Annotated in this window: 20 protein-coding genes; 10 read left to right on the forward strand and 10 right to left on the reverse strand. The window is 70.5% G+C overall.

Annotated features, from left to right (window positions below):
* Nucleotides 1-162: 162 nt before the first annotated feature.
* Nucleotides 163-369, forward strand: a complete 207-nt coding sequence (locus ME121_RS18885; RefSeq protein WP_012322420.1) for a SlyX family protein — start codon at nucleotides 163-165, stop codon at nucleotides 367-369.
* Nucleotides 370-408: 39 nt separating this feature from the next.
* Here the strand turns inward: ME121_RS18885 and ME121_RS18890 are convergent, their stop codons facing one another.
* On the reverse strand, nucleotides 409-1,842 hold the full coding sequence (locus ME121_RS18890) for an NAD-dependent succinate-semialdehyde dehydrogenase (protein ID WP_012322421.1): 1,434 nt from the start codon (nucleotides 1,840-1,842) through the stop codon (nucleotides 409-411).
* Between the two features lie 101 nt (nucleotides 1,843-1,943).
* On the reverse strand, nucleotides 1,944-2,729 hold the full coding sequence (locus tag ME121_RS18895) for a class II glutamine amidotransferase (RefSeq protein WP_012322422.1): 786 nt from the start codon (nucleotides 2,727-2,729) through the stop codon (nucleotides 1,944-1,946).
* Between the two features lie 321 nt (nucleotides 2,730-3,050).
* On the opposite strand from ME121_RS18895, the gene ME121_RS18900 reads away from it, so the two are divergent.
* Entirely contained in the window at nucleotides 3,051-3,443 is a 393-nt protein-coding gene (locus ME121_RS18900) for a response regulator (RefSeq protein WP_012322423.1), read from the forward strand.
* A gap of 329 nt (nucleotides 3,444-3,772) precedes the next feature.
* On the opposite strand, the gene rpsU is transcribed toward ME121_RS18900, so the two are convergent.
* The gene (gene rpsU / locus ME121_RS18905) at nucleotides 3,773-4,108 is read right to left on the reverse strand and encodes a 30S ribosomal protein S21 (protein ID WP_012322424.1); all 336 of its coding nucleotides are present in this window, start codon (nucleotides 4,106-4,108) and stop codon (nucleotides 3,773-3,775) included.
* 222 nt (nucleotides 4,109-4,330) lie between these two features.
* Here rpsU and ME121_RS18910 point away from each other — a divergent pair, with 222 nt between their 5' ends.
* On the forward strand, nucleotides 4,331-5,377 hold the full coding sequence (locus ME121_RS18910; RefSeq protein WP_012322425.1) for a threonine aldolase family protein: 1,047 nt from the start codon (nucleotides 4,331-4,333) through the stop codon (nucleotides 5,375-5,377).
* A 167-nt stretch (nucleotides 5,378-5,544) separates the two neighbouring features.
* Here the strand turns inward: ME121_RS18910 and ME121_RS18915 are convergent, their stop codons facing one another.
* Nucleotides 5,545-6,732, reverse strand: a complete 1,188-nt coding sequence (locus ME121_RS18915; protein WP_029359720.1) for a DUF1501 domain-containing protein — start codon at nucleotides 6,730-6,732, stop codon at nucleotides 5,545-5,547.
* Complete coding sequence (locus tag ME121_RS18920) at nucleotides 6,729-8,255, reverse strand: DUF1800 domain-containing protein (protein WP_012322427.1); 1,527 nt, start codon at nucleotides 8,253-8,255, stop codon at nucleotides 6,729-6,731. Before ME121_RS18920 ends, ME121_RS18915 begins: the two co-directional genes overlap by 4 nt.
* A 185-nt stretch (nucleotides 8,256-8,440) precedes the next feature.
* Here ME121_RS18920 and ME121_RS18925 point away from each other — a divergent pair, with 185 nt between their 5' ends.
* Nucleotides 8,441-10,054, forward strand: coding sequence for a peptide chain release factor 3 (locus tag ME121_RS18925; protein ID WP_012322428.1), 1,614 nt, complete (start codon nucleotides 8,441-8,443; stop codon nucleotides 10,052-10,054).
* 118 nt (nucleotides 10,055-10,172) lie between these two features.
* Here ME121_RS18925 and ME121_RS18930 read toward each other — a convergent pair whose 3' ends face one another.
* Both ME121_RS18930 and ME121_RS18935 read right to left on the reverse strand, forming a co-directional pair.
* Nucleotides 10,173-10,631: a response regulator gene (locus tag ME121_RS18930; RefSeq protein WP_012322429.1), complete on the reverse strand. Its 459-nt coding sequence runs from the start codon at nucleotides 10,629-10,631 to the stop codon at nucleotides 10,173-10,175.
* A 7-nt stretch (nucleotides 10,632-10,638) separates the two neighbouring features.
* Nucleotides 10,639-11,106, reverse strand: a complete 468-nt coding sequence (locus tag ME121_RS18935) for a BLUF domain-containing protein (RefSeq protein WP_012322430.1) — start codon at nucleotides 11,104-11,106, stop codon at nucleotides 10,639-10,641.
* 310 nt (nucleotides 11,107-11,416) lie between these two features.
* Between ME121_RS18935 and ME121_RS18940 the strand changes: the two genes are divergently transcribed.
* From ME121_RS18940 to ME121_RS18960, 5 genes are all read left to right on the forward strand, one after another.
* Complete coding sequence (locus ME121_RS18940; RefSeq protein ID WP_024828033.1) at nucleotides 11,417-12,802, forward strand: flagellar hook protein FlgE; 1,386 nt, start codon at nucleotides 11,417-11,419, stop codon at nucleotides 12,800-12,802.
* Nucleotides 12,803-12,836: 34 nt separating this feature from the next.
* Nucleotides 12,837-14,720, forward strand: coding sequence for a flagellar hook-associated protein FlgK (gene flgK / locus ME121_RS18945; protein WP_059409452.1), 1,884 nt, complete (start codon nucleotides 12,837-12,839; stop codon nucleotides 14,718-14,720).
* Nucleotides 14,721-14,722: 2 nt separating this feature from the next.
* A complete protein-coding gene (locus ME121_RS18950; protein ID WP_058607455.1) occupies nucleotides 14,723-16,321 on the forward strand; it encodes a flagellin in 1,599 nt (532 codons plus the stop codon).
* 147 nt (nucleotides 16,322-16,468) lie between these two features.
* Nucleotides 16,469-16,729, forward strand: coding sequence for a hypothetical protein (locus tag ME121_RS18955; RefSeq protein WP_012322434.1), 261 nt, complete (start codon nucleotides 16,469-16,471; stop codon nucleotides 16,727-16,729).
* A gap of 1 nt (nucleotide 16,730) precedes the next feature.
* The gene (locus tag ME121_RS18960) at nucleotides 16,731-17,066 is read left to right on the forward strand and encodes a porin family protein (protein ID WP_012322435.1); all 336 of its coding nucleotides are present in this window, start codon (nucleotides 16,731-16,733) and stop codon (nucleotides 17,064-17,066) included.
* Here ME121_RS18960 and ME121_RS18965 read toward each other — a convergent pair.
* The 3 genes from ME121_RS18965 to ME121_RS18975 are packed head-to-tail and all read right to left on the reverse strand — an operon-like array spanning nucleotide 17,063 to nucleotide 19,044.
* Complete coding sequence (locus ME121_RS18965; protein WP_024828031.1) at nucleotides 17,063-17,536, reverse strand: hypothetical protein; 474 nt, start codon at nucleotides 17,534-17,536, stop codon at nucleotides 17,063-17,065. The two genes, ME121_RS18960 and ME121_RS18965, sit on opposite strands and share 4 nt — an antisense overlap.
* Nucleotides 17,523-17,882, reverse strand: a complete 360-nt coding sequence (locus ME121_RS18970; protein ID WP_012322437.1) for a rod-binding protein — start codon at nucleotides 17,880-17,882, stop codon at nucleotides 17,523-17,525. The genes ME121_RS18965 and ME121_RS18970 overlap by 14 nt, the downstream gene beginning before the upstream one ends.
* A 25-nt stretch (nucleotides 17,883-17,907) precedes the next feature.
* Nucleotides 17,908-19,044 (reverse strand): flagellar basal body P-ring protein FlgI, encoded by a 1,137-nt coding sequence (locus ME121_RS18975; RefSeq protein WP_012322438.1) that lies wholly within the window; start codon nucleotides 19,042-19,044, stop codon nucleotides 17,908-17,910.
* A 241-nt stretch (nucleotides 19,045-19,285) separates the two neighbouring features.
* On the opposite strand from ME121_RS18975, the gene ME121_RS18980 reads away from it, so the two are divergent.
* Nucleotides 19,286-19,714 carry a flagellar assembly protein FliX gene (locus ME121_RS18980; RefSeq protein WP_012322439.1) on the forward strand — a complete coding sequence of 143 codons (429 nt, stop codon included), beginning with the start codon at nucleotides 19,286-19,288 and terminating at the stop codon, nucleotides 19,712-19,714.
* The last annotated feature ends 53 nt before the right edge of the window (nucleotides 19,715-19,767 follow it).

The raw sequence follows: 19,767 nt of genomic DNA on the forward strand, positions 1-19,767 counted from the left end.
ATTGCAGCTCTCTGTCGCGTGGCCGGGATTGTGCGGCCGGTCATGCCTGGGCGCTGCCGCCCCGGTTGCCCGGCTCGCGGCCTGCGCTAGGAGGGGGCCGAGAGCCGGCGGCACGACGCGATCGAGGCCGATTCGCGGCACGGCACTGACGGGAGACCCGACATGGACGAGGCCACACGGATCGATCGTCTGGAGATGCGCCTCACCGAGCAGGACGCGACGATCGAGGATCTGAACCGGACCGTGACCGAGCAGTGGCGCGTGATCGACCGGCTCGTCCGGCAGCTGGACCTGCTGCGGGAGCAGGTGGAGGAGGCGGCTGCCCGGGCGGCGCCGCGGGGGCCGGAGCCGCCGCCGCCGCACTACTGAGGGGAGGGGCCGGTGCGCCGCGGCGCACCGGCCGAGACGTCAGAAATTCGCCTGCGTGACGAACTTGGTGACCAGGTAGGCGTCGAGGGCCTCCGGGCCGCCCTCGCTGCCGTAGCCCGAATCCTTGACGCCGCCGAACGGGGTCTCCGGCAGGGCGAGGCCGTGGTGGTTGATCGAGATCATGCCGCTCTCGACCGCGTTCGACACCCGCGCCGCCCGCTCGGCGGACCGGGTGTAGGCGTAGGCCGCGAGCCCGTAGGGCAGGCGGTTCGCCTCGGTGAGCGCCTCCTCGTCGTCGGAGAACCGGTTGATCATCGCCAGGGGACCGAAGGGCTCCTCGTTCATGATCCGGGCGGTCAGCGGCACCTCGGTGAAGACCGTCGGCTCGAAGAAGTTGCCCTGGTTGCCGATGCGCTTGCCGCCGGCGCGCAGCGTCGCGCCGCTCGACTCGGCGTCCGCCGCCAGCGCCGTGACCGCGTCGAGGCGCCGACCGTGGACCAGCGGGCCCATCTTGGTCTCGGGATCGAGCCCGTCGCCGACCTTCACCGACTTGGCGAAGGTGGTGAAGCCCTCGACGAAGCGGTCGAAGACCGAGTCGTGCACGAGGAACCGGGTCGGCGAGACGCAGACCTGGCCGGCATTGCGGAACTTCGAGGGGGCCAGGACGGCCACCGCCTTCTCCACATCGGCGTCGCCGAACACGATCGCGGGGGCGTGGCCGCCGAGCTCCATCGTGGCGCGCTTCATGTGCTCGCCCGCGAGCGCCGCGAGCTTCTTGCCGACCACCGTCGAGCCGGTGAACGAGATCTTCCGGATCACCGGGTGCGGGATCAGGTAGGTCGAGATGGCCTCGGGATCGCCGTAGACCAGCGAGAGCGCGTCGCCCGGTATGCCGGCATCCAGGAAGGCGCGGACCAGGGCAGCGCAGCTCGCCGGCGTGTCCTCGGGACCCTTCAGGATCACCGTGCAGCCGGTGCAGAGCGCCGCCGAGATCTTGCGGACCGCCTGATTGATCGGGAAGTTCCAGGGCGTGAAGCAGGCCACGGGGCCGACCGCCTCGCGCACCACGGCCTGCAGCACGCCGTCGGCGCGGCCCGGGATGACGCGGCCGTAGGCGCGCTTACCCTCTTCGGCGAACCAGTCGATGATGTCCGCCGCGGCCAGGGTCTCGATCCGCGACTCGGCCAGGGGCTTGCCCTGTTCCAGGGTCATGATCCGGGCGATCTCGTCGACGCGGGCGCGCAGCAGGTCGGCCGCCTTGCGCATCACCTTGGCGCGCTCGAAGGGGGCGACTTTGCGCCAGGCCGGGAAGGCGCGGGCGGCCGCCGCCAGGGCCTCGTCGAGATCCGCCGTGGTGGCGACCGCGCACTGGCCGATCGTCTCGCCCGTGGCGGGGTTCAGGACCCCCAGGGTGTCCCGGTCGGCACCCGCGCGCCAGCGCCCGGCGATGTGAAGCTCGGTATCCGGATACATCGGTCGATTCCCGCTCGGCCGCACCATCGGCCGCAGGCGGAATGTGGCGATGTGGCGCGCCCCGGCAATCCCCGCGGCGGCATGGCTGGCGCCGACTGTATTCAGGCGGCGGCGCGGGCGGGCTCCGGCGCCTCGACGAGGGTCGCGGTGCCGTGGCGGGCGCGCAGGGTCGCGCCCTTGGGGACCACCCGCCAGCCCTCGCGGCAGCCGTCGATCGGCTCCGAGACCACCACGATGCCGCCCGGCCCCTCGCGGTAGTACAGGCTCGGCGGACGGCCGTCGCAGGCCCAGCGATAGGCGGTCAGCGTCTCGCCGTCCGTGAGCAGCGCGGTGAAGCGCAGCGGCTCGCAGACATTCGCCGCCTCCATCAGCTCACGGACGGTCTTCAGCGTCCGCGCCATCGCGCCGACGGGATCCGCCTCCAGGCCGTTGGCGAGGGCCAGGAGGAAGATCGCCTCCGAGTCGGTGCTGCCGCGGCGGTGGTCGTAGTAGGAATCCGGGATCAGCGCCTCGAGGCGCCGCTTGATCCGGTGGTAGCCGCCGATCTGGCCGTTGTGCATAAACAGGTGGCGTCCGTACACGAAGGGATGGCAGTTGGCCCGGGCGGTGGCCGTCCCGGTCGAGGCGCGCACGTGGGCGAAGAAGGTCCGCGCCCGCACCTGCCCGCAGAGGTTCACCAAGTTCTCGTCGGACCAGGCCGGGGAGATATCGCGATAGACACCCGGCTCGGGCCGCTCCGCGTACCATCCGATGCCGAAGCCGTCGCCGTTGGTCTCGGTCTTCCCTTCGTCGGCGTGCAGCGACTGGTGCACCAGCGAGTGGGTCGGCGCGCAGACGAGGTCGGAGAGGAAGACCGGCTCACCGCTGTAGGCGAGGAAACGGCACATGTCGGACGATGATCCTTCAGCTCTGGGCCGCGTTCGGTCCGGCGAGACGCCCCCGCGCGGGTGGGGACGTTCGGTCGCAGGACGTTAACAGTCGGTCCACTCCGGTGAACAGTTTCTTAACCGCCCGGAAACTGCGCCATTTTCGTGCGTTCCGCATGAAATTGGGGCCGTCTGTCCGCAGGGCAGGCATTCGCCGTCCGAGCGAGGCGACTCTTGTGAGCCGCCTCATGAAGGATCAGCATGGCCGAATCGGGGAATCAGAAGTTCGCCCTACAGGCGACCGCCCGACGCGGGGCAAGGCACCGGCATCAGGAGACTTTAATGGATCGCGCAACGCCCGATAGTTCCGCCCCCGTGGCGCTCGTCGTGGAGGACGACGCGGCTGTGCGCGATCTCGCGACGGCGGTGCTCGAGGAGACCGACCTCGGCGTGATCGCCTGCGAGAGCGCGGAGGCGGCGCTCTCGGTGCTGGAGCGCGCGGACGTGACGGTGGCGCTTCTCTTCGCCGACGTGCGCCTGCCCGGTGCCATGGACGGAGTGTCGCTCGCCCAGGCGGTGAAGCGGCGCTGGCCGGACGTGCGCGTGGTCGTCACCTCCGGCGCGAGCCGGGACGCGCGGCTCCCGGACCAGGCGGTCTACATGCAGAAGCCCTGGCGGGCCCTCGACGTGCTGGTCCAGGCCGAGCACGCCACCATGGCGGCCAAGGCGGCCTGAGCTGGCGGCCTGAGCTGGCGGCCCGAGCGCGCGCCGGCCGACCCCCTTCACGTCATCGCGAGCGCTGCGACCCGGATCGCCGCCCGGCTGCGGCGCCGGGACCTCGAGCTGTTCCGGCTCGTGTCGCAGCGGGTCGGAAGGGCGACCCGGTTCGAGACAGCCGCGCCATGCCCCCTCTCCCGTGCGGGAGAGGGGACCCCGCGCCACACGCGGCTCGCGCGACCGGGCGCCTCCATCCGGCCGCGACGCAACCCAAAGAAGACGCAACCCAAAGAAAAGCCCGGCCTGCGCGCGCAGGCCGGGCTTTCTCGTGACCGGAGCGATGTCGCTCAGGCGGCGGGGGCCGGGCTGACCGGGGTCTGGCCGGCGGCGTTGCCACCCTGGCCCTGCGCGGCGGACGGCGACGGGAAGCCGGGACGGCGGCCGCCGGCGGGGAAGCGGGGCTTCGGCTTCGGCGCGGCGATCAGGCCCTCGCGGATCGCGGTCTTGCGGGCCTGCTTGCGGGCGCGGCGGACGGCCTCGGCCTTCTCGCGAGCCTTGCGCACGGACGGCTTCTCATAAGCCTTGCGCTGCTTCATCTCGCGGAAGATGCCCTCGCGCTGCATCTTCTTCTTGAGGACGCGGAGCGCTTGATCGACGTTGTTGTCGCGAACGAGTACCTGCAACGGACTTGATCCTCTGGACCTGGATATCTGGGTTCACGTGGCCCGCCGCCGATCTGGAAACCGGCAACGTCCCTCGCCCGGTGAGAACCCGGGAGGGACGGGAACGTCGGTTTCCGAATCGGCGTGGAGCTCACGCCTTGACGGGGCTATTACACCAAGCGCGCACCAGTTCCAACCTGTCCGCGCGATCCATCTGCGCCTGCGCCGTGCTAGGTTGCGCGGATGAGACACGACGACTCGCAGCAATTCGCCAGCGACAACTATTCCGGCATCTGCCCGGAGGCCTGGACGGCGATGGAGGCGGCCAATCGCGGCCACGCCCCGGCCTACGGCGAGGACGCCTGGACTGCCCGGGCGGCCGACGCGTTCCGGGACCTGTTCGAGACCCCGTGCGAGGTGTTCTTCGCCTTCAACGGCACGGCCGCCAACGCGCTGGCCCTGGCGGCGTTGTGCCAGTCCTACCACAGCGTGATCTGCGCCGACTCGGCCCATGTCGAGACCGACGAGTGCGGCGCGCCGGAATTCTTCTCGAACGGCTCGAAGCTGCTGACCGTCCGGACGGAGGGCGGCAAGCTCACGCCGGAGGCGATCCGCGGGCTCGCCCAGAACCGCAGCGACATCCACTTCCCGCGGCCGCGCGTGGTGACGATCACGCAGCCCACCGAGACCGGGCAGGTCTACAGCCTCGCCGAGCTGCGGGCCCTGTCGGCGACCTGCCGGGAGCTGGGCCTCGCCCTGCACATGGACGGGTCGCGCTTCGCCAACGCCTGCGCGAGTCTCGGCTGCAGCCCGGCCGACATGACGTGGCGGTCGGGCATCGACGTGCTGTGCTTCGGCGGGACCAAGAACGGCATGCATGCCGGCGAGGCGGTGGTGTTCTTCGACGCCGCGCTCGCCGAGGATTTCGGCTACCGCTGCAAGCAGGCCGGACAGCTGGCCTCGAAGATGCGCTTCCTCGCGGCGCCCTGGGTCGGCATGCTGGAGAGCGGCGCGTGGCTCAGGAACGCGGCCCACGGCAATGCCTGCGCCCGGCGCTTCGCCGAGGCGGTCGCCGGTCTGCCGGGCGTGCGGGCGCTGTTTCCCGTCGAGGCGAACGCGGTCTTCCTGACGATGCCCGCGGCCACGATGGAGGGCCTGCGCGCCCGGGGCTGGCGATTCTACACCTTCATCGGCGGAGGCGCGCGCTTCATGTTCGCCTGGGATGCCCGGCCCGAGCGGGTCGACGAGCTGGTCGGCGACCTGCGCGCGCTGGCGGCCGCCGCGGCCTGAGCCGCTGGACACAGAGGTTCGGAGCCGCACCGGAGGTGTTTCGCGCGCCGGTGCCGGGTTTCCCTGAGCGGTGTGAGTACGCTGGCGCGACGTGCGCTCGCGATGACGGAGGGATCGGAAACCCGGGCTCGGGAAGAATGGAACCGCGCGAGGCCGCGGCTCGCCCCCTACAGCAGCGCCAGATCCGCCGGGTCCGCGCTCGGGAAGACCCGCCGCAGGCTCGCCGGGTCGAGCCCGTAGAGCCGCCGGATCAGGCCGCCCAGCAGCCCGCGATAGTCGGTGAGCACGGGATAGTCCCGGTTCTGGAACAGGTGCGCCTCGTCGGTCCGCACCTGCGGCCCCGCGATCCGGCCGCCGCGCACCCCGCCGCCGAGGATCCAGTAGACGCTGCCGTGCCCGTGGTCGGTGCCGCGGCTGCCGTTCTCCCGGAAGGTGCGCCCGAACTCCGACAGCACGACCACCACCGTGTCGGACCAGCCCGGCCCGATCTCCTCGGCGAAGCCCGCGAGGCCGCGCCCCAGCTCGCCGAGCCGGTCGGCGAGGTAGCCGGTGCCGGCGCCCTGGTTCACGTGCGTGTCCCAGCCGCCGACATCCACGAAGCCGAGGTTGAAATTCTCGCGCATCAGGCGGCCGATCCGCCGGGCCGACAGCTCGAAGCCCTTGGGCGAGACCGCCCCACGGTCGGCCTGGCCGGCATGGTCCGAGATCGTGTGGTAGACCGCGTCGCGCACCCGGAACCCCTCGGTCACGGCGGCGGCCAGCTTGGTGTCGCTGTACATGGCGGCGATCAGGCGGGCCTGCCGGTCGTCGATGCCGGGCTTGCCGACGCCGTTGATGGCGATGTTGGGCACCGTCTCGCCGCCCCGGAAGATCAGCGGCATCTGGTCGGTGAAGGCGATCGGCCGGACCCGCGTCAGCTCCGCGGCGAGCCGGGCCATGAAGCCGGAATTGTAGTCGCGGGCGGCCCCGACCGTCTGGCCCATCTCGATCGTGTCCTGCGTCTCGAAATGGCTCCGGGTCAGGTCGTCGGTGCCGGCGAACGGCACGAAGGCGGCCTGGCCCCTGGCGTAGAGCGGCAGGAGCGTCTCGCGCAGCGCCGGGTGCAGGCTCCAGTCGGCGTCGAGCGCCAGCGCCGCCCTCGGGTCCGACGCGTCGGGCTTGGCGATCGCGAGGTTCGGCCGCGACCGGTAGTAGAAGTCGCTGCCGGTCGGGATCACCACGTTGGCGGCGTCGTAGGCGCCGCGCAGGAACACCACGAGGAGGCGCGCGTCGGCCTTCGGGGCGGCCCAGACGCGGCCGGCCACCGTCGACAGGCCGAGGGCCGCGGCGGCGCGGATCAGGTCGCGACGGGTCATCGCATGAACTCCGGCGAGGCGAGATAGAGGGTGTTCCAGTCCTGCGGCGAGACGGCCTGTGCGAGGGCCGCCCGCGTCGCCGCCGACAGGGTGCCGGACAACGCCGCGAAGTAGAGCCCGTTCGCGAGCACCGGGAAGGCCGGCTCCTCGGGCTGATCGGGCAGCGCCGGCTTGAACAGGCCGGCCGAGCCGGACCCGATCTGCCGGGCGACCTCGAACCGCGTCGCGAGCTGTCCCGGCCCGGTCCAGGCGGCCGCATCGAGGGGGTAGCCGTCCGGCGTCGAGCGGTTGAACAGGCCCTCGCCGAGGCGGTTCAGCCAGCCGAGCACCGGGCCGGCGTTGCGGATGACGCGCTCGTCGTAGGCCATGCGCAGGGCCGAGAAGACGTAGCGGACCGGGTCCTTGAAGGCGCCGGCGCGCCCGGCCGCGAGGGCCGGCTCGCGCACCAGCGCCTCCATCACGGCGGCGATGTCGCCGTCGGTCCGCGTGAAGACGGCGGCGAGCCGGGCGACGAGCGCGTCGTCGGGCGGCTGACCGAGGAAGTAGGTCGCCAGCGCCCGGGAGACGTTGGTCGCGGTGGCGGGGTTGCGGGCGATCAGGTCGACCGCCTCCTCGACCTCGGCCCAGCCGCGGCCCCGGATGCGCGTGCCGAGGAATACCTTGTCGCCGTAATCGTGCCGGTCCGGGTTGAACGCGAACAGGCCGTCCCGGCGGAAATCGGCGGCGTGCTCGGGGCGGAGCTTCGGGGTCTCGGGCTTCAGGTCGATGCCGACCCCGCTCAGGATCCGGGCCAGCGCCTCGACGTCGCCCTGCGTGTAGCCGGAGCCCACGCCCATCGTGTGCAGCTCCATGATCTCCCGGGCGTAGTTCTCGTTCGGGCGGCCCGCCGCGTTGGCGTCGTTGTCGAGGTAGCGGAGCATCGCTGGGTGGCGCAGGCTCGCCATCAGCAGGTCGCGGAAGTGCCCGAGCACGTGCGGGCGGATCGCCGTGTCGAGGTAGTCGCCCACGGCGGCGCGCAGGGTCGACTTCCCCTGGTGAACGTTGAACCGGTTGAACCAGAACCACGTCAGCCGCTCGCGCAGCTGGTCGGGGCTGTAGAGCGCCCGCAGCACCCAGACGGAGGCGGCGTTCCGCGCGGCCGCGTTGAGCGCGTTCTGGAAGGCCTGCTGCGCGGCCTTCCGGGCCTCGGGATCCGGCATGTCCTTGGCTGCCCTGGCCTGTGCGTCCAGCGCCTGGGCGCGCTCGAACAGGCTGCCCGGCGGGGTCAGCGCGTCGACCTGCGCCTGGGCGGCGGGCGGCAGGCGCGATTCGGCCGGCGGGTGGAGCTGCGCGGTGAGCCAGCGGGCCCGCCCCTCCGCGGTGAGCCGCGCGAAGGCCGACGGCGTGGCGCCCCAGGTCAGGGCATCCAGGAAGGCGGCGTCGGCCGCGGCGCGCTGCGGCGCCTCGGCCGCGCGGGGCGCAGGGCCCGCCGCGGCGAGCAGCAGGGCGGTGACCAGACAGCAGCGTGGTGCGGCGCGCGACATCGGGGCCTCGCGGAGCGGGGATCGGCCGGGGAAGCGTGGTGCCGCCCCCCTGTACGGTGCCTGAAAGGCGGCCCGATTCTGCCGCCGTCTTTGCCAATATCGGGGCTTGCCGCTACACGATCCCGAGACCGCGCGAGTGCCGCGCCGCGCACCACCACGTTCCGCCGACCCAGGGCGTTCGCTCCATGCTGATGCAGACCAAGACCGAGGCGAGGCCGGCCGATCCGGTGTCGCGGCGGCGCACCTTCGCGATCATCTCCCACCCCGACGCGGGCAAGACCACGCTCACCGAGAAGCTGCTGCTGTTCGGGGGCGCGATCCAGCTCGCCGGCGAGGTGAAGGCCAAGCGCAACAGGGTCTCGACCCGCTCCGATTGGATGGGCATCGAGAAGGAGCGCGGCATCTCGGTGGTCACCTCGGTGATGACCTTCGAGTACGGCGACTGCGTCTTCAACCTGCTCGACACGCCCGGCCACGAGGACTTCTCGGAGGATACCTACCGGACGCTCACGGCGGTCGATTCGGCCGTGATGGTGATCGACGCCGCGAAGGGCATCGAGGCGCGCACGCGGAAACTGTTCGAGGTCTGCCGCCTGCGCGACATCCCGATCGTCACCTTCATCAACAAGCTCGACCGCGAGGCCCGCGACCCGTTCGAGCTGCTCGACGAGATCGAGAAGACGCTGGCGCTCGACGTCGCCCCGGTCACGTGGCCGATCGGCACGGGCCGCAACTTCTCCGGGACCTACGAGCTCGGCGGCAACCGCGTGCGCCGGCTCGACGCCGCCGAGGATGCCGGGATGGTGGCGGTGTCCGGCCCGGACGACCCGCTGTTCGACGAGCTGCTGACCGAGAACGGCGCGGCCGACGCGTGGCGCGAGGAGGTCGAGCTTGCTGAGGGCGGGCTGAAGCCGTTCGACCTCGACGCGTTCCGCGAGGGCCACCTGACGCCGGTCTTCTTCGGCTCGGCGCTGCGCAATTTCGGCGTGCGCGACCTGATCGACGGTCTCGCCAAGGTTGCGCCGCCGCCCCGCGGCCAGGACGCGGACAAGCGGCTCGTCGAGCCGACCGAGCCGCGCATGACCGGCTTCGTGTTCAAGATCCAGGCGAACATGGACCCGAACCACCGGGACCGCATCGCCTTCATGCGGGTCTGCTCGGGCAAGCTCAACCGGGGCATGAAGGCCCGGCTGGTGCGCACCGGCAAGCCGATCTCGCTGTCGGCGCCGCAGTTCTTCTTCGCGCAGGACAGGGCCATCGCCGACGAGGCCTATGCCGGCGACGTGGTCGGCATCCCGAACCACGGTACCTTGCGCATCGGCGACACGCTCACCGAGGGCGAGGACATCGTGTTCCGCGGCGTGCCGAGCTTCGCGCCGGAGATCCTGCGCCGGATCAAGCTCACCGACGCCATGAAGGCGAAGAAGCTGCGCGAGGCGCTCCAGCAGATGGGCGAGGAGGGCGTCGTCCAGGTCTTCGTGCCGCAGGACGGCAGCCAGGCGATCGTCGGCGTGGTCGGCGCTCTGCAGCTCGACGTGCTGAAGGAGCGCCTCCAGGCCGAGTACGGCCTGCCGGTCGATTACGAGACCTCGCGCTTCTCGGTCTGCCGCTGGGTGTCGTCCGATTCGGAGGCCGAGCTCGACAAGTTCATCGACTCGCACGGCTCGGCCATGGCCAAGGACCTCGACGGCGCCCCGGTCTTCATGGCGACCACGGCCTTCTCGCTCCGCTACGAGGAGGAGCGCTACCCGGCCGTGCGCTTCACCGACGTGAAGGATTACCAGAAGCGGGCGGGGTGACGCGTTGCGGCGCCGGCTCGTCTTCGCGGGCGCCGCGTAGCGATCCGGGGGATCCCGACCTTCGGTGAGGTCCCGCCGCCCTGGGTCTCTTCGCGGCCCTCGCGGGGGCGGCGCGGCGTCAGAACTTCCCGAGCATCGGAAATTCGACGCTCAGGGTCGATTCGGACGCGATCGGCGCCTCGCGCTTGCGCGGCTTGCGGTTGAGCACCTGCTTCAGCTTGGTCTTCAGCACCGCCATGTCGAACGGCTTGAGGATGAAGGCGTCCGCGCCCGCCTGGTGGGCGAGGTTGATGTCCTCGAAGTCGAAGGACGACTCGGTGAGCATGAAGGGCGTGTTCATCAGCGTGTCGTCGGCGCGGATCTCGCGCAGCAGGCTGATCCCGTCCATCGGCTCCATGTCCAGATCGGAGATCACCAGGGCGTAGCGGCGCTGCCGCATCCGCTCCAGCGCCTCGGGGGCGCTGGTGACGCCCTCGACATCCGGGAAGCCGATGCGGGTCATCAGCATCACGATCAGCCGCAGGAGCTTCTCCTGATCGTCGACGATGAGAATCGGGGGCGTATCGCTCTCGGACATCGGCGGCTCAGATGAAGAGGTGGTCGATGCCCTGACGGGACATCGCGTCGGATTGGAGCGACAGGCACAGCCCGTGGATCGCGGACGCCTTCGGCGTTCCGCGCTGGAGCATCGGGAGAAGGTTGGCCTTGGCGAACAGCGTGTCGTTCCCGACCGTGCGCTGCGCGCTCTTGAACGAGTGGACGAACTCGCGCTTGGCGATCTCCCGCCACTCGCTGATCTGGACGTCGCGGTGGCGGCTGTCGGCGCTCACGCGATCGAAGGTCTCGTGCACCGACGTGCGCTCGCCCTCGATCACTTGGCAGGCGAAGTTGCCCTCGATGACCAGGAAGCTCGTGATCACCGCGAACTCGTTCTTCTTCTGGGCGGTGCGTCCGATCTCGCTGATCTGCTCGGACCGCTTCGCCGCGTCCGACGACAGGTTCAGGCGCGAGAAGTAGATGATGTGGACGAGGCTCGTCCGTTTCGCCCGCATGATCCCGAGATCCGAAATCCGTACCCGTTCAGCGCTTCCGGACAGGACTCACCGCGCGTGGCCCCGGCCCGGCGGCATCATCGCGCGCGCCGAATAACGCCGCGTAAACGCGACGGGCGGATCTGCCGGGCGGGATCGCACGGGGTGTGGACGTGACCCGGCAGGATCTGCCGGGCGCGCCGTCGAGACCGGCGAACCCTGCCGGGCCGGCGGCAGCACACGCTCGATCTATCAAAGGCTTAGCCCTGGCACGCCGGTTGCGGCAGCCCCGGCCTGCGGGCCGAAGCGGCGCGCATCGGGATCGTTCGCCATGGATCTTTTCTCCGCGCTGCAGACCTCGGTCTCCGGACTCCAGTCGCAGTCCTACGCCATCAGCAACATCTCCGGGAACATCGCGAACTCGCAGACGACCGGCTACAAGCGCATCGACACCAGCTTCGTCGACCTGATGTCCGAGAAGACGCCCGACCGGGAAATCGCGGGTTCGGTGTTGGCCAAGTCGCAGCTCACCAACACGCTGGCCGGCAACATCGTCTCGTCGAGCGTGCCCACCAACATGGCGATCAACGGCCAGGGTTTCTTCACCGTCGTGCAGAAGACCGGCGACGCGAACGGCGCCACGACCTTCGGCGGCACGGACCTGTACACGCGCCGGGGCGATTTTGCCCAGGACAAGGACGGCTACCTCGTCAACGGCGCAGGCGGATACCTGACCGGCTCCAACCTCGATCCCATCACCGGACAGACGACCAGCATCGGTCCGATCAAGATCGGCAACGCGACGCTGCCGGCGCAGGCCACCACGACGATCACCTACGCCGCCAACCTGCCCTCGACACCGAGCACGTCGGCGTCGGCGACGTCGGGCTCCGATCTCTACAATCAGAACACCGCGGCCGTCGTGACCTCCGGATCGGGGCAGACCGGCGTCAAGGTCGACTCGACCCAGACCGGCGCGGTCTCGACCTTCATGAGCAACAGCATCGCCGGCCCGTCGCTGCCGGTCTACACGTCGACCGGCGCGCCGCTCACGCTGACGACCCGCTGGGCCAAGGTCCAGGACGCGACGACGACGCCGGCTCAGCCGGCCGTGTGGAACCTCTACTACTCCACGAATCCGAGCGCGCTCAGCACGTCCGACTGGAACAACGTGGGCACGGCCTTCACCTTCGACTCGACCGGCAAGCTCACCTCGCCCTCGACGAACCCGATCGCGCTCGGGCCCGTCACCATGGGCGACTACACGTTCCCCAGCCTCACCATGAATCTCGGCTCGTCCGGCCTGACGCAGTACGCCGACACCACCGGCGCGGCGACGACCAACGCGCTGACGCAGAACGGCAACAGCTCCGGCACGCTGACGAGCGTGGCCGTCGGTCCGGACGGCAAGGTCAACGGCACCTTCTCCAACGGTTCGGTCGTGGCACTCGCCTCGGTCGGTGTGGTCCAGTTCGCCAATGCGGACGGGCTGAAGGCCGATACGAACGGGAACTATCTTCAGACCGTCGATTCGGGGCCGCCGCTCTCGGGGCTCAACGGCAGCACGATCTCGGGTGCCAGCAACGAGCAATCGAACACCGACATTGCGTCGGAATTCTCTAAGATGATCGTAACCCAGCAGGCTTACTCTGCGAACACGCGCGTCATGTCGACGGCCCAGACGATGATGTCTGATCTGCTGAACGTGATCCGCTGAGTGAGGGTGCGAATCGAGCCGCGGAGGCCGTGACATGTCGCTGAATGCGATCTCCACCTCGGCCGCAGGCCTCGCCGCCACGCAGGCGGCGATCAACATCGTCTCGCAGAACGTCGCCAATGCGGGCACGACCGGCTACGTCAAGCGCACGCTCTCGACGGTCGCCAACGGCCCGAACAATTCCGGTGTCGCCATCGGGCAGATCACCCGCAGCTTCGACGCCGCGGCGCTGAACCAGCTCCGGCTGGAGACCTCGGGCGCCGCCTACACGAGCACCAAGTCCGGCATCGCCACCCAGCTCGACGCCCTCTACGGCGTGCCCGGGAGTTCCACGTCCCTCGACGGGACGCTGAACACCTTCACCGAATCTCTCCAGGAGCTCGCCGCGAACCCGACCTCGGCGGCCGCCCGCACGACGGTGCTGGGCAATGCCTCGGCCGTCGCGAGCCTCATCAACAGCGCCGCCGGCACGGTTCAGAACTTGCGCACCGGCCTCGAGGCGCAGCTGGGCACCGACACGAGCGCGGCCAGCACGATCCTGTCCAACATCGCGACGCTCAACGGCAAGATCCAGAACACCACCGACAGCACCGCGCTGACCGACCTTCAGGACCAGCGCGACCAGGCGATCAACAGCCTGTCGAGCTACATGGACGTGCAGACGGTCCCGCAGCGCGACGGGACGGTCTCGGTCATGACCCAGTCGGGCGTGACGCTGGTGGATCGCGGGAACGCCGCGACCCTGAGCTTCGACGGCCGCGGCGTGCTCGGCCCCAACGCGACCTACTCGACCGATCCGGCGCAGCGGACGGTCGGGACCATCACGGCGACGCTGCCGGGCGGCGGCAAGATCGACCTCGGAGCTCCCGGCGTGCTGCGGTCCGGCAGCCTGGCCGCCGAGATCGAGATGCGCGACCAGACCCTGCCGCAGGCGCAGCGCCAGCTCGACGACCTCGCGGCCGGCCTCTCGACCGCGCTCACGAACACCGCGACCACCGGGACGTATAGCGGGACCGACACGCAGATCAGCGTGTCGACCATGAAGCCCGGCAACACCATCACCTTCCCGGTCACCGACAACACCGGTGCGGTGCGCAACGTGACGCTCGTGGCGTCGGCGACCTCCAGCGGCACGATCGTGCCCGCCGCGCAGACCACGGATTCGAGCGGCCTCACCCTGACCTTCAACGCCAGCGGCGGTCCCAGCACCTACGCGGCGGCGATCCAGTCGGCGTTCAACACGTTCAACGCGTCCGGCAGCGCCTACAAATTGCCGACCCTGTCGGCGACCCCCGTCTCCTCGACCGGCACCAGCGCGACGCTGACGCTGGGTGCGGCCGGCAAGGTCGCGGGCGCGGCGAGCGCCAGCGTCTCGGCCGTCTCGGCGTCGGACCTGAACACCGGCAACCCGTCGCTGGCGATGTTCGTCGACGGCTCGGGCAACAAGCTCTACACCGGCTCGTTCGACGGCGGCTCGCAGCTCACCGGCTTCGCCCAGCGCATCACGGTCAACGGCGCCCTGTCGGGCAATACCGCCGCGCTGACGGCGACGAGCGCCACGGACACGAGCGCGTCCGGCGCCCGCGCCCAGAAGCTGTTCACGGCGCTGACCGCGACCCCGCAGACCTTCTCGTCGTCGAGCGGCATCGGCGGCGTCTCGGCGCCCTACAGCACGTCCGTGATCGGCTTCGCGCAGGACATCGTCTCCACGCAGGGCGCCAACGCGTCGAACGCGTCGGCGCTCGACGCCACGCAGCAGACGGCGCTCTCCACCGCGCAGAGCCGGTTCTCCGCCGGGGCGGGCGTCAACATCGACCAGGAGATGTCGAACCTGATCGCCCTGCAGACCGCGTACGGCGCCAACGCCCGGGTGCTCACCGCGGCCCGCGACATGCTCACCCAGCTGCTGCAGATCTGATCATGACGACGATCACCCCCTTCGCGGCCGGCTCGTACCTGACCACCCGCAACGCCTCGCAGCTCCAGGCGCTGAAGGGCCAGCTCAACGACCTGACCAACCAGCTCTCCAGCGGTCAGGTCTCGCAGACCTACGGCGGCCTCGGCTCCGGCCGGTCGACGGCCCTGTCCGCGCAGGCCACCCTGAGCGCGCTCACCGGCTACGCCGCCGGCATCACCGCCGCGCAGACCCGGACCAACCTCGCGGTCACGAGCCTGACGCAGGTGGCGACCCTCGGGACCTCCACCGGGACGATGCTGCAGAACGGCCTGCAGAGCGTGGCGGCGAACTCGGTCTCCGGCCGGTCGACGGCGCTGGCCAACCTGCAGACGGCGCTCGACACGCTCAACGAATCGGCGGCGGGCAACTACCTGTTCGGCGGCAGCAACACCACGACCCAGCCCGTGGTCGACTCGAGCAAGATCCTCGACGGCACGACCGACGCGAGCGGCAACAAGCTCGACGGACTCTCGACCCTGATCTCGCAGCGGGTGACCGCCGAGCTGGGCGCAGGGGGCAACGGCCGCCTGACGCAGACGCCGGCCAATCCGACCACATCCGTGCAGATCACCGAGGAGACGAACGACGCGACGCGCGGGAAGTTCGGCTTCACCCTGGCGGGCGCGCCGACCACGACCGGCACGGCGATCGGCGCGACCTACGCGGCGGGCACGGCCACGAGCCCGGGCAACTTCACCCTCAGTATGACGACGCAGCCGAGTGCCGGCGACACCGTGTCGTTCGCGCTGAAGATGGCGGACGGCACCTCCACGACGATCACCCTCACGGCCGCGACGAGCGCGGACCCGAAATCGATCACCAGCTTCGCCATCGGCTCGACGCCCGCCCAGACGATGGCGAACCTGTCGACGACGCTGAGCAACGCGCTGACCGGCGCGGCCAACAGCACGCTGGCGGTGAACGCCACCGCGGCGACCGCGTCGAACTTCTTCTCGGGCGCGGCGAATGGTGGTCCGTCGGGGACCGGCGTGATGCCGCAGCGCATCGCGTATGACGGGAACAAGAACCCGATCGGCTACACGCCGGCAACGGCCCAGAACACGGTGCTGTGGTACCAGGGCGAGAACAGCTACGATCCCGCGACCGGGAAGCCGACCCCGGCGATCGACACGCAGTCCGTCCAGGTGAGCGCGACCGGGAGCGTCGGTACCGGCGCCCGCGCCAACGACCCCACGGTCCAGAACGTGCTCGCCGGCCTGGCGACGATGGCCTTCGGCCTCCCCACCACGAACGACGCCAACACGTACAACACCTACCAGACGGTGGCGACGAAGGCCGGCAGCCTGCTCTCTTCCGCCAACCAGACACCCAGCGTCCAGGACACCGTCACGCAGCTGACCATCGCGTCGACGCGGCTCTCGAATGCCGGCACGACCAACAAGGCTCTGCAGAACACCGTCCAGAACACCCTGGACGGGATCGAGCAGATCTCCCCCGAGGAGGTCATCACCAAGCTCCTCGACGTGCAGAACCGGCTCCAGGCCAGCTATCAGGTCACCGCGACGCTCTCGAAGCTCTCCCTGGTGAACTACATCAGCTGAGTTGATCGCCGGGACCGGTCAGCGAGCGCCTGACGGTCGAAAAATGACGAGACGTGTCTCGTTCACCATAGTCTCGCCGCTTTCCGGGAATGAAGCGCAGCCTGCGGCCGCGCCCACGCGCCGTCCTTCGATTGAGGAGAGGTCGGCATGGCGCTGTCCGGACCCATCGAACTCGTTCTCCGCCTGGGAATTGCCCCGCGCATCGGCGCGATCGTGCTGGTGGAGCAGGCCGTCGACACCTATCTCGCCGGCTACGCGCATCCCGACGAGCGGGCGATCGCCCTCGACATCCTGCTGCGCGACCTCGCTCGCCTGCGCATCCACGAGCCCGATCTCGACGGGTTCATCGGCGAGGTCGAGCTCTACATCGACCTCCTTCACCGGGATCTCGCCCGCCGAGCCGCCTGAGATGCGCGGCCGGCTCCGGAGCTGCGCCGCCCTCGCGGCGATCCTGACCTGCGCGGGACCGGTCGCGGCCCTCGACCTGCGGGATCTGCCGGCGATCCCGGGGCCGGTGCCGTGCCCGTCCAAGGGCCAGGGCTTCGTGCGCCTGCCGGGGAGCGACAGCTGCATCCGCGTCTCGGGCCGCGTCGTCGCGGGGGCGGATCTCGCGGCGGGCCGCGGCGTCGCGGCGGCGCCGGCCGTCGCCGGACGCATCGCGGTCGACAACCGCGCCGACACCGATCTCGGCGAGGTGCGCACCTACGTCCGGATCGGCGCCGGTCGCCGACCGGGCGGGCCCTAGAGGTTGCGCGACAGGACCAGCGGCCCGCTGCGCACGCCGCGGCCGTACGGGGAGGGCGCCGGCGCCTGCCGCCCGTAGCCGGAGGGGAGCTGCGCCTTGCCGATCTCCTCCGCCAGGGTCTTGATCAAGCCCTCCGAGACGGTCCTGGCGCTGGCGAGCACCGTCTGGTTCGCTTCCACGGCCGCGGTGAACCGCCGGTGCGCCGTGCGCAGGGCCTCGACTCCCTCGGGATGGAAGCGCTTCAGCGCGACGGCGTTCGCCTTCGCGACCTCGAGCCCCTGCATGTAGGCGGCCGCCAGTGCGGCCTTCGGCTCGGCCGCGGCGACGCCCTCCTGCAGCCGCCCTTCCCGGACGTAGGCCGCCTCCTCGGCGAGGACGGCCTCAAGGGCGGCCATGTTGCCGAGCACGCCCGCCACCAGCGCCTCGGCGGTGACCCGGTCCCCGACGCGCAGCGGTTCAGCCCTTTGCATCGATCGCTCCATCGCTCGCCGCACCCTGCATCTTCATGATCTCACGGAAGACCGAGTCGGCGATGCCGACGCCGCCGCTCTTCACGATCTGCTTCGCGTATTCCTTGGTCAGCATCGAGCGGTAGACGCCGCCGCCGGTGCCGTTCTCGCCCAGCGGTCCGTCGGTGCCCTCCGACTGGGTCAGCCGATCGAGGCTGTTCTCCAGGAACATCGATTCGAACTCGGTCGCCGTCTTCAGGGCCTTGGCCTTGTTGGCGGTCTTGATGATCCCGTCGACGGCGCTCCCGGCCACCGAGGTCCCGACGCTGGCGGCGGCGCTGGCCGCGAGACTGGCGAGTTGCAGCATGGATCGTTCCTTCGCGTCCGCTCGGTCACATCAGCTCGATATCGGCCTGGAGCGCGCCCGCGGCCTTGATCGCCTGGAGGATCGAGATGAGGTCCCGCGGGCCGACGCCCAGCGCGTTGAGGCCGTCGACCAGCTCGCGCAGGCTGACGCCTTCCTTCACCAGGGCGAGCTTGTTGCCGTCGCCGGTATCGACCTTCACCCCGGTGCGCGGAACCACGACGGTGCGCCCGTTGGAGAGCGGCGCCGGCTGGCTGACCTGCGGCTGCTCGGTGATGGTCACGGTGAGGTTGCCCTGCGCGATCGCCACCGTCGACACGCGCACGTCCCGGCCCATGACGATGATGCCAGAGCGCTCGTCGACCACGACCCGGGCGGTCTGGTCGGGCTCCACCTTCAGCTGCTCAACCTCGGTGATGAGGCGGATCATGTTGCCGTTGTAGCGGGCCGGGATCTGGATCGTGACGGTGGCCGGGTCGGTGGGCTCGGCGGTGTCGGCGCCCATGAAGTCGTTGATCGCGGCGGCGATCCGCTTCGAGGTGGTGAAGTCCGGGTTGCGCAGCGACAGCCGGAGCGAGCGCGCGTCGTTCAGCTTGAAGGCGATCTCGCGCTCGATGTTGGCGCCGTTGGAGATCCGGCCGTTGGTCGGCACGCCCCGGGTGATCTTGGCGGCGTCGCCCTCGGCGGCGAAGCCGGCGATCGCTACCGAACCCTGTGCCAGGGCGTAGACCTCGCCGTCGGCGCCCAGCAGCGGCGTCACCAGCAGGGTGCCGCCCTGGAGGGACTTGGCGTCGCCCAGCGACGAGACCGTGACGTCGATCCGGGTGCCCTGCGCGGCGAAGGGCGGCAGGCTCGCGGTCACCATCACGGCCGCGAGGTTCTGCGTGCGCATCGTGGCGCCGCGGGTGTTGACGCCGAGGCGCTCCAGCATGGCCTGGAGGGACTGCTTGGTGAACGGGATGTTGTTCAGCGTGTCGCCGGTGCCGTTGAGGCCGACCACGATGCCGTAGCCGACGAGCTGGTTCTGGCGGACACCCTCGATGGAAGCGAGATCCTTGACGCGCGACAGGGCGAGCGCCGGCACGGACAGGGCGGCGAGCAGCAGGGCGCCCGCGAGGGCCGCCAGGAGAGACCGGAGAGGACTGAACGCGTGACGCGGGCGCATGCCGTGTTTTCGACCGTGACGGACCTGACGCCATCCTGCCAGGGGCGTGCCAGCCGCCGGCTTCGCGCAAGGCGTTGAAAAAGAGGGGGTTTTCTTCCGCCCACTCCGCGTCCGCGTCCCGCGGCACCGGCACCGAACCTGCCGACCCGGCAGCTTCTGCCGGCTTGTTTACCCGCGCTTAACCCTGGCGGCCGAATTTCTTGGTCTGCGCGGGGGCGCTTGGAGCAACGCGAACCGGATCATGCGTGTCGAGACTCGCCAGCCGATCCAGAGCGCCGGCGGTGTCGCGTCCGCCCGGAAGCCCGAGGGCGGCGCAGCCTTCAGCCTCGGCGCGACCCCGTCGTCGCCGACGTCGGCCGGCGCGCCGGCCGCCGCCGCGACCCTCGCCGGGCTCGACGCGGTCCTGCTTCTCCAGGCCGAGGCCGACACGCCCCAGGAGCGGCGCCGGCGCTCCGCCCAGCGCGGCCAGGACCTTCTCGACGGCCTCGACCGGCTGAAGGCGGCGCTGCTCGGCGGCCGCGTCGCGCCGCAGGATCTGCGCGCCATCGCCGGTCGCCTGAACGAGCGCGCCGGCCTCTCGGGAGATCCGCGGCTCGACGGTCTGATGGCCGAGATCGAGCTGCGGGCCGCGGTGGAGCTCGCCAAGCTGGAGATGGCCCGGCGCGTCTGACGGGCAGCCGCGACCGAGCCTGGGCGATTCCCAGCGCCTGGACGGACCGGCGC

Origin of the sequence: Methylobacterium sp. ME121 (genome assembly GCF_000974725.1) — a bacterium.
GTDB classification, from domain to species: domain Bacteria; phylum Pseudomonadota; class Alphaproteobacteria; order Rhizobiales; family Beijerinckiaceae; genus Methylobacterium; species Methylobacterium radiotolerans.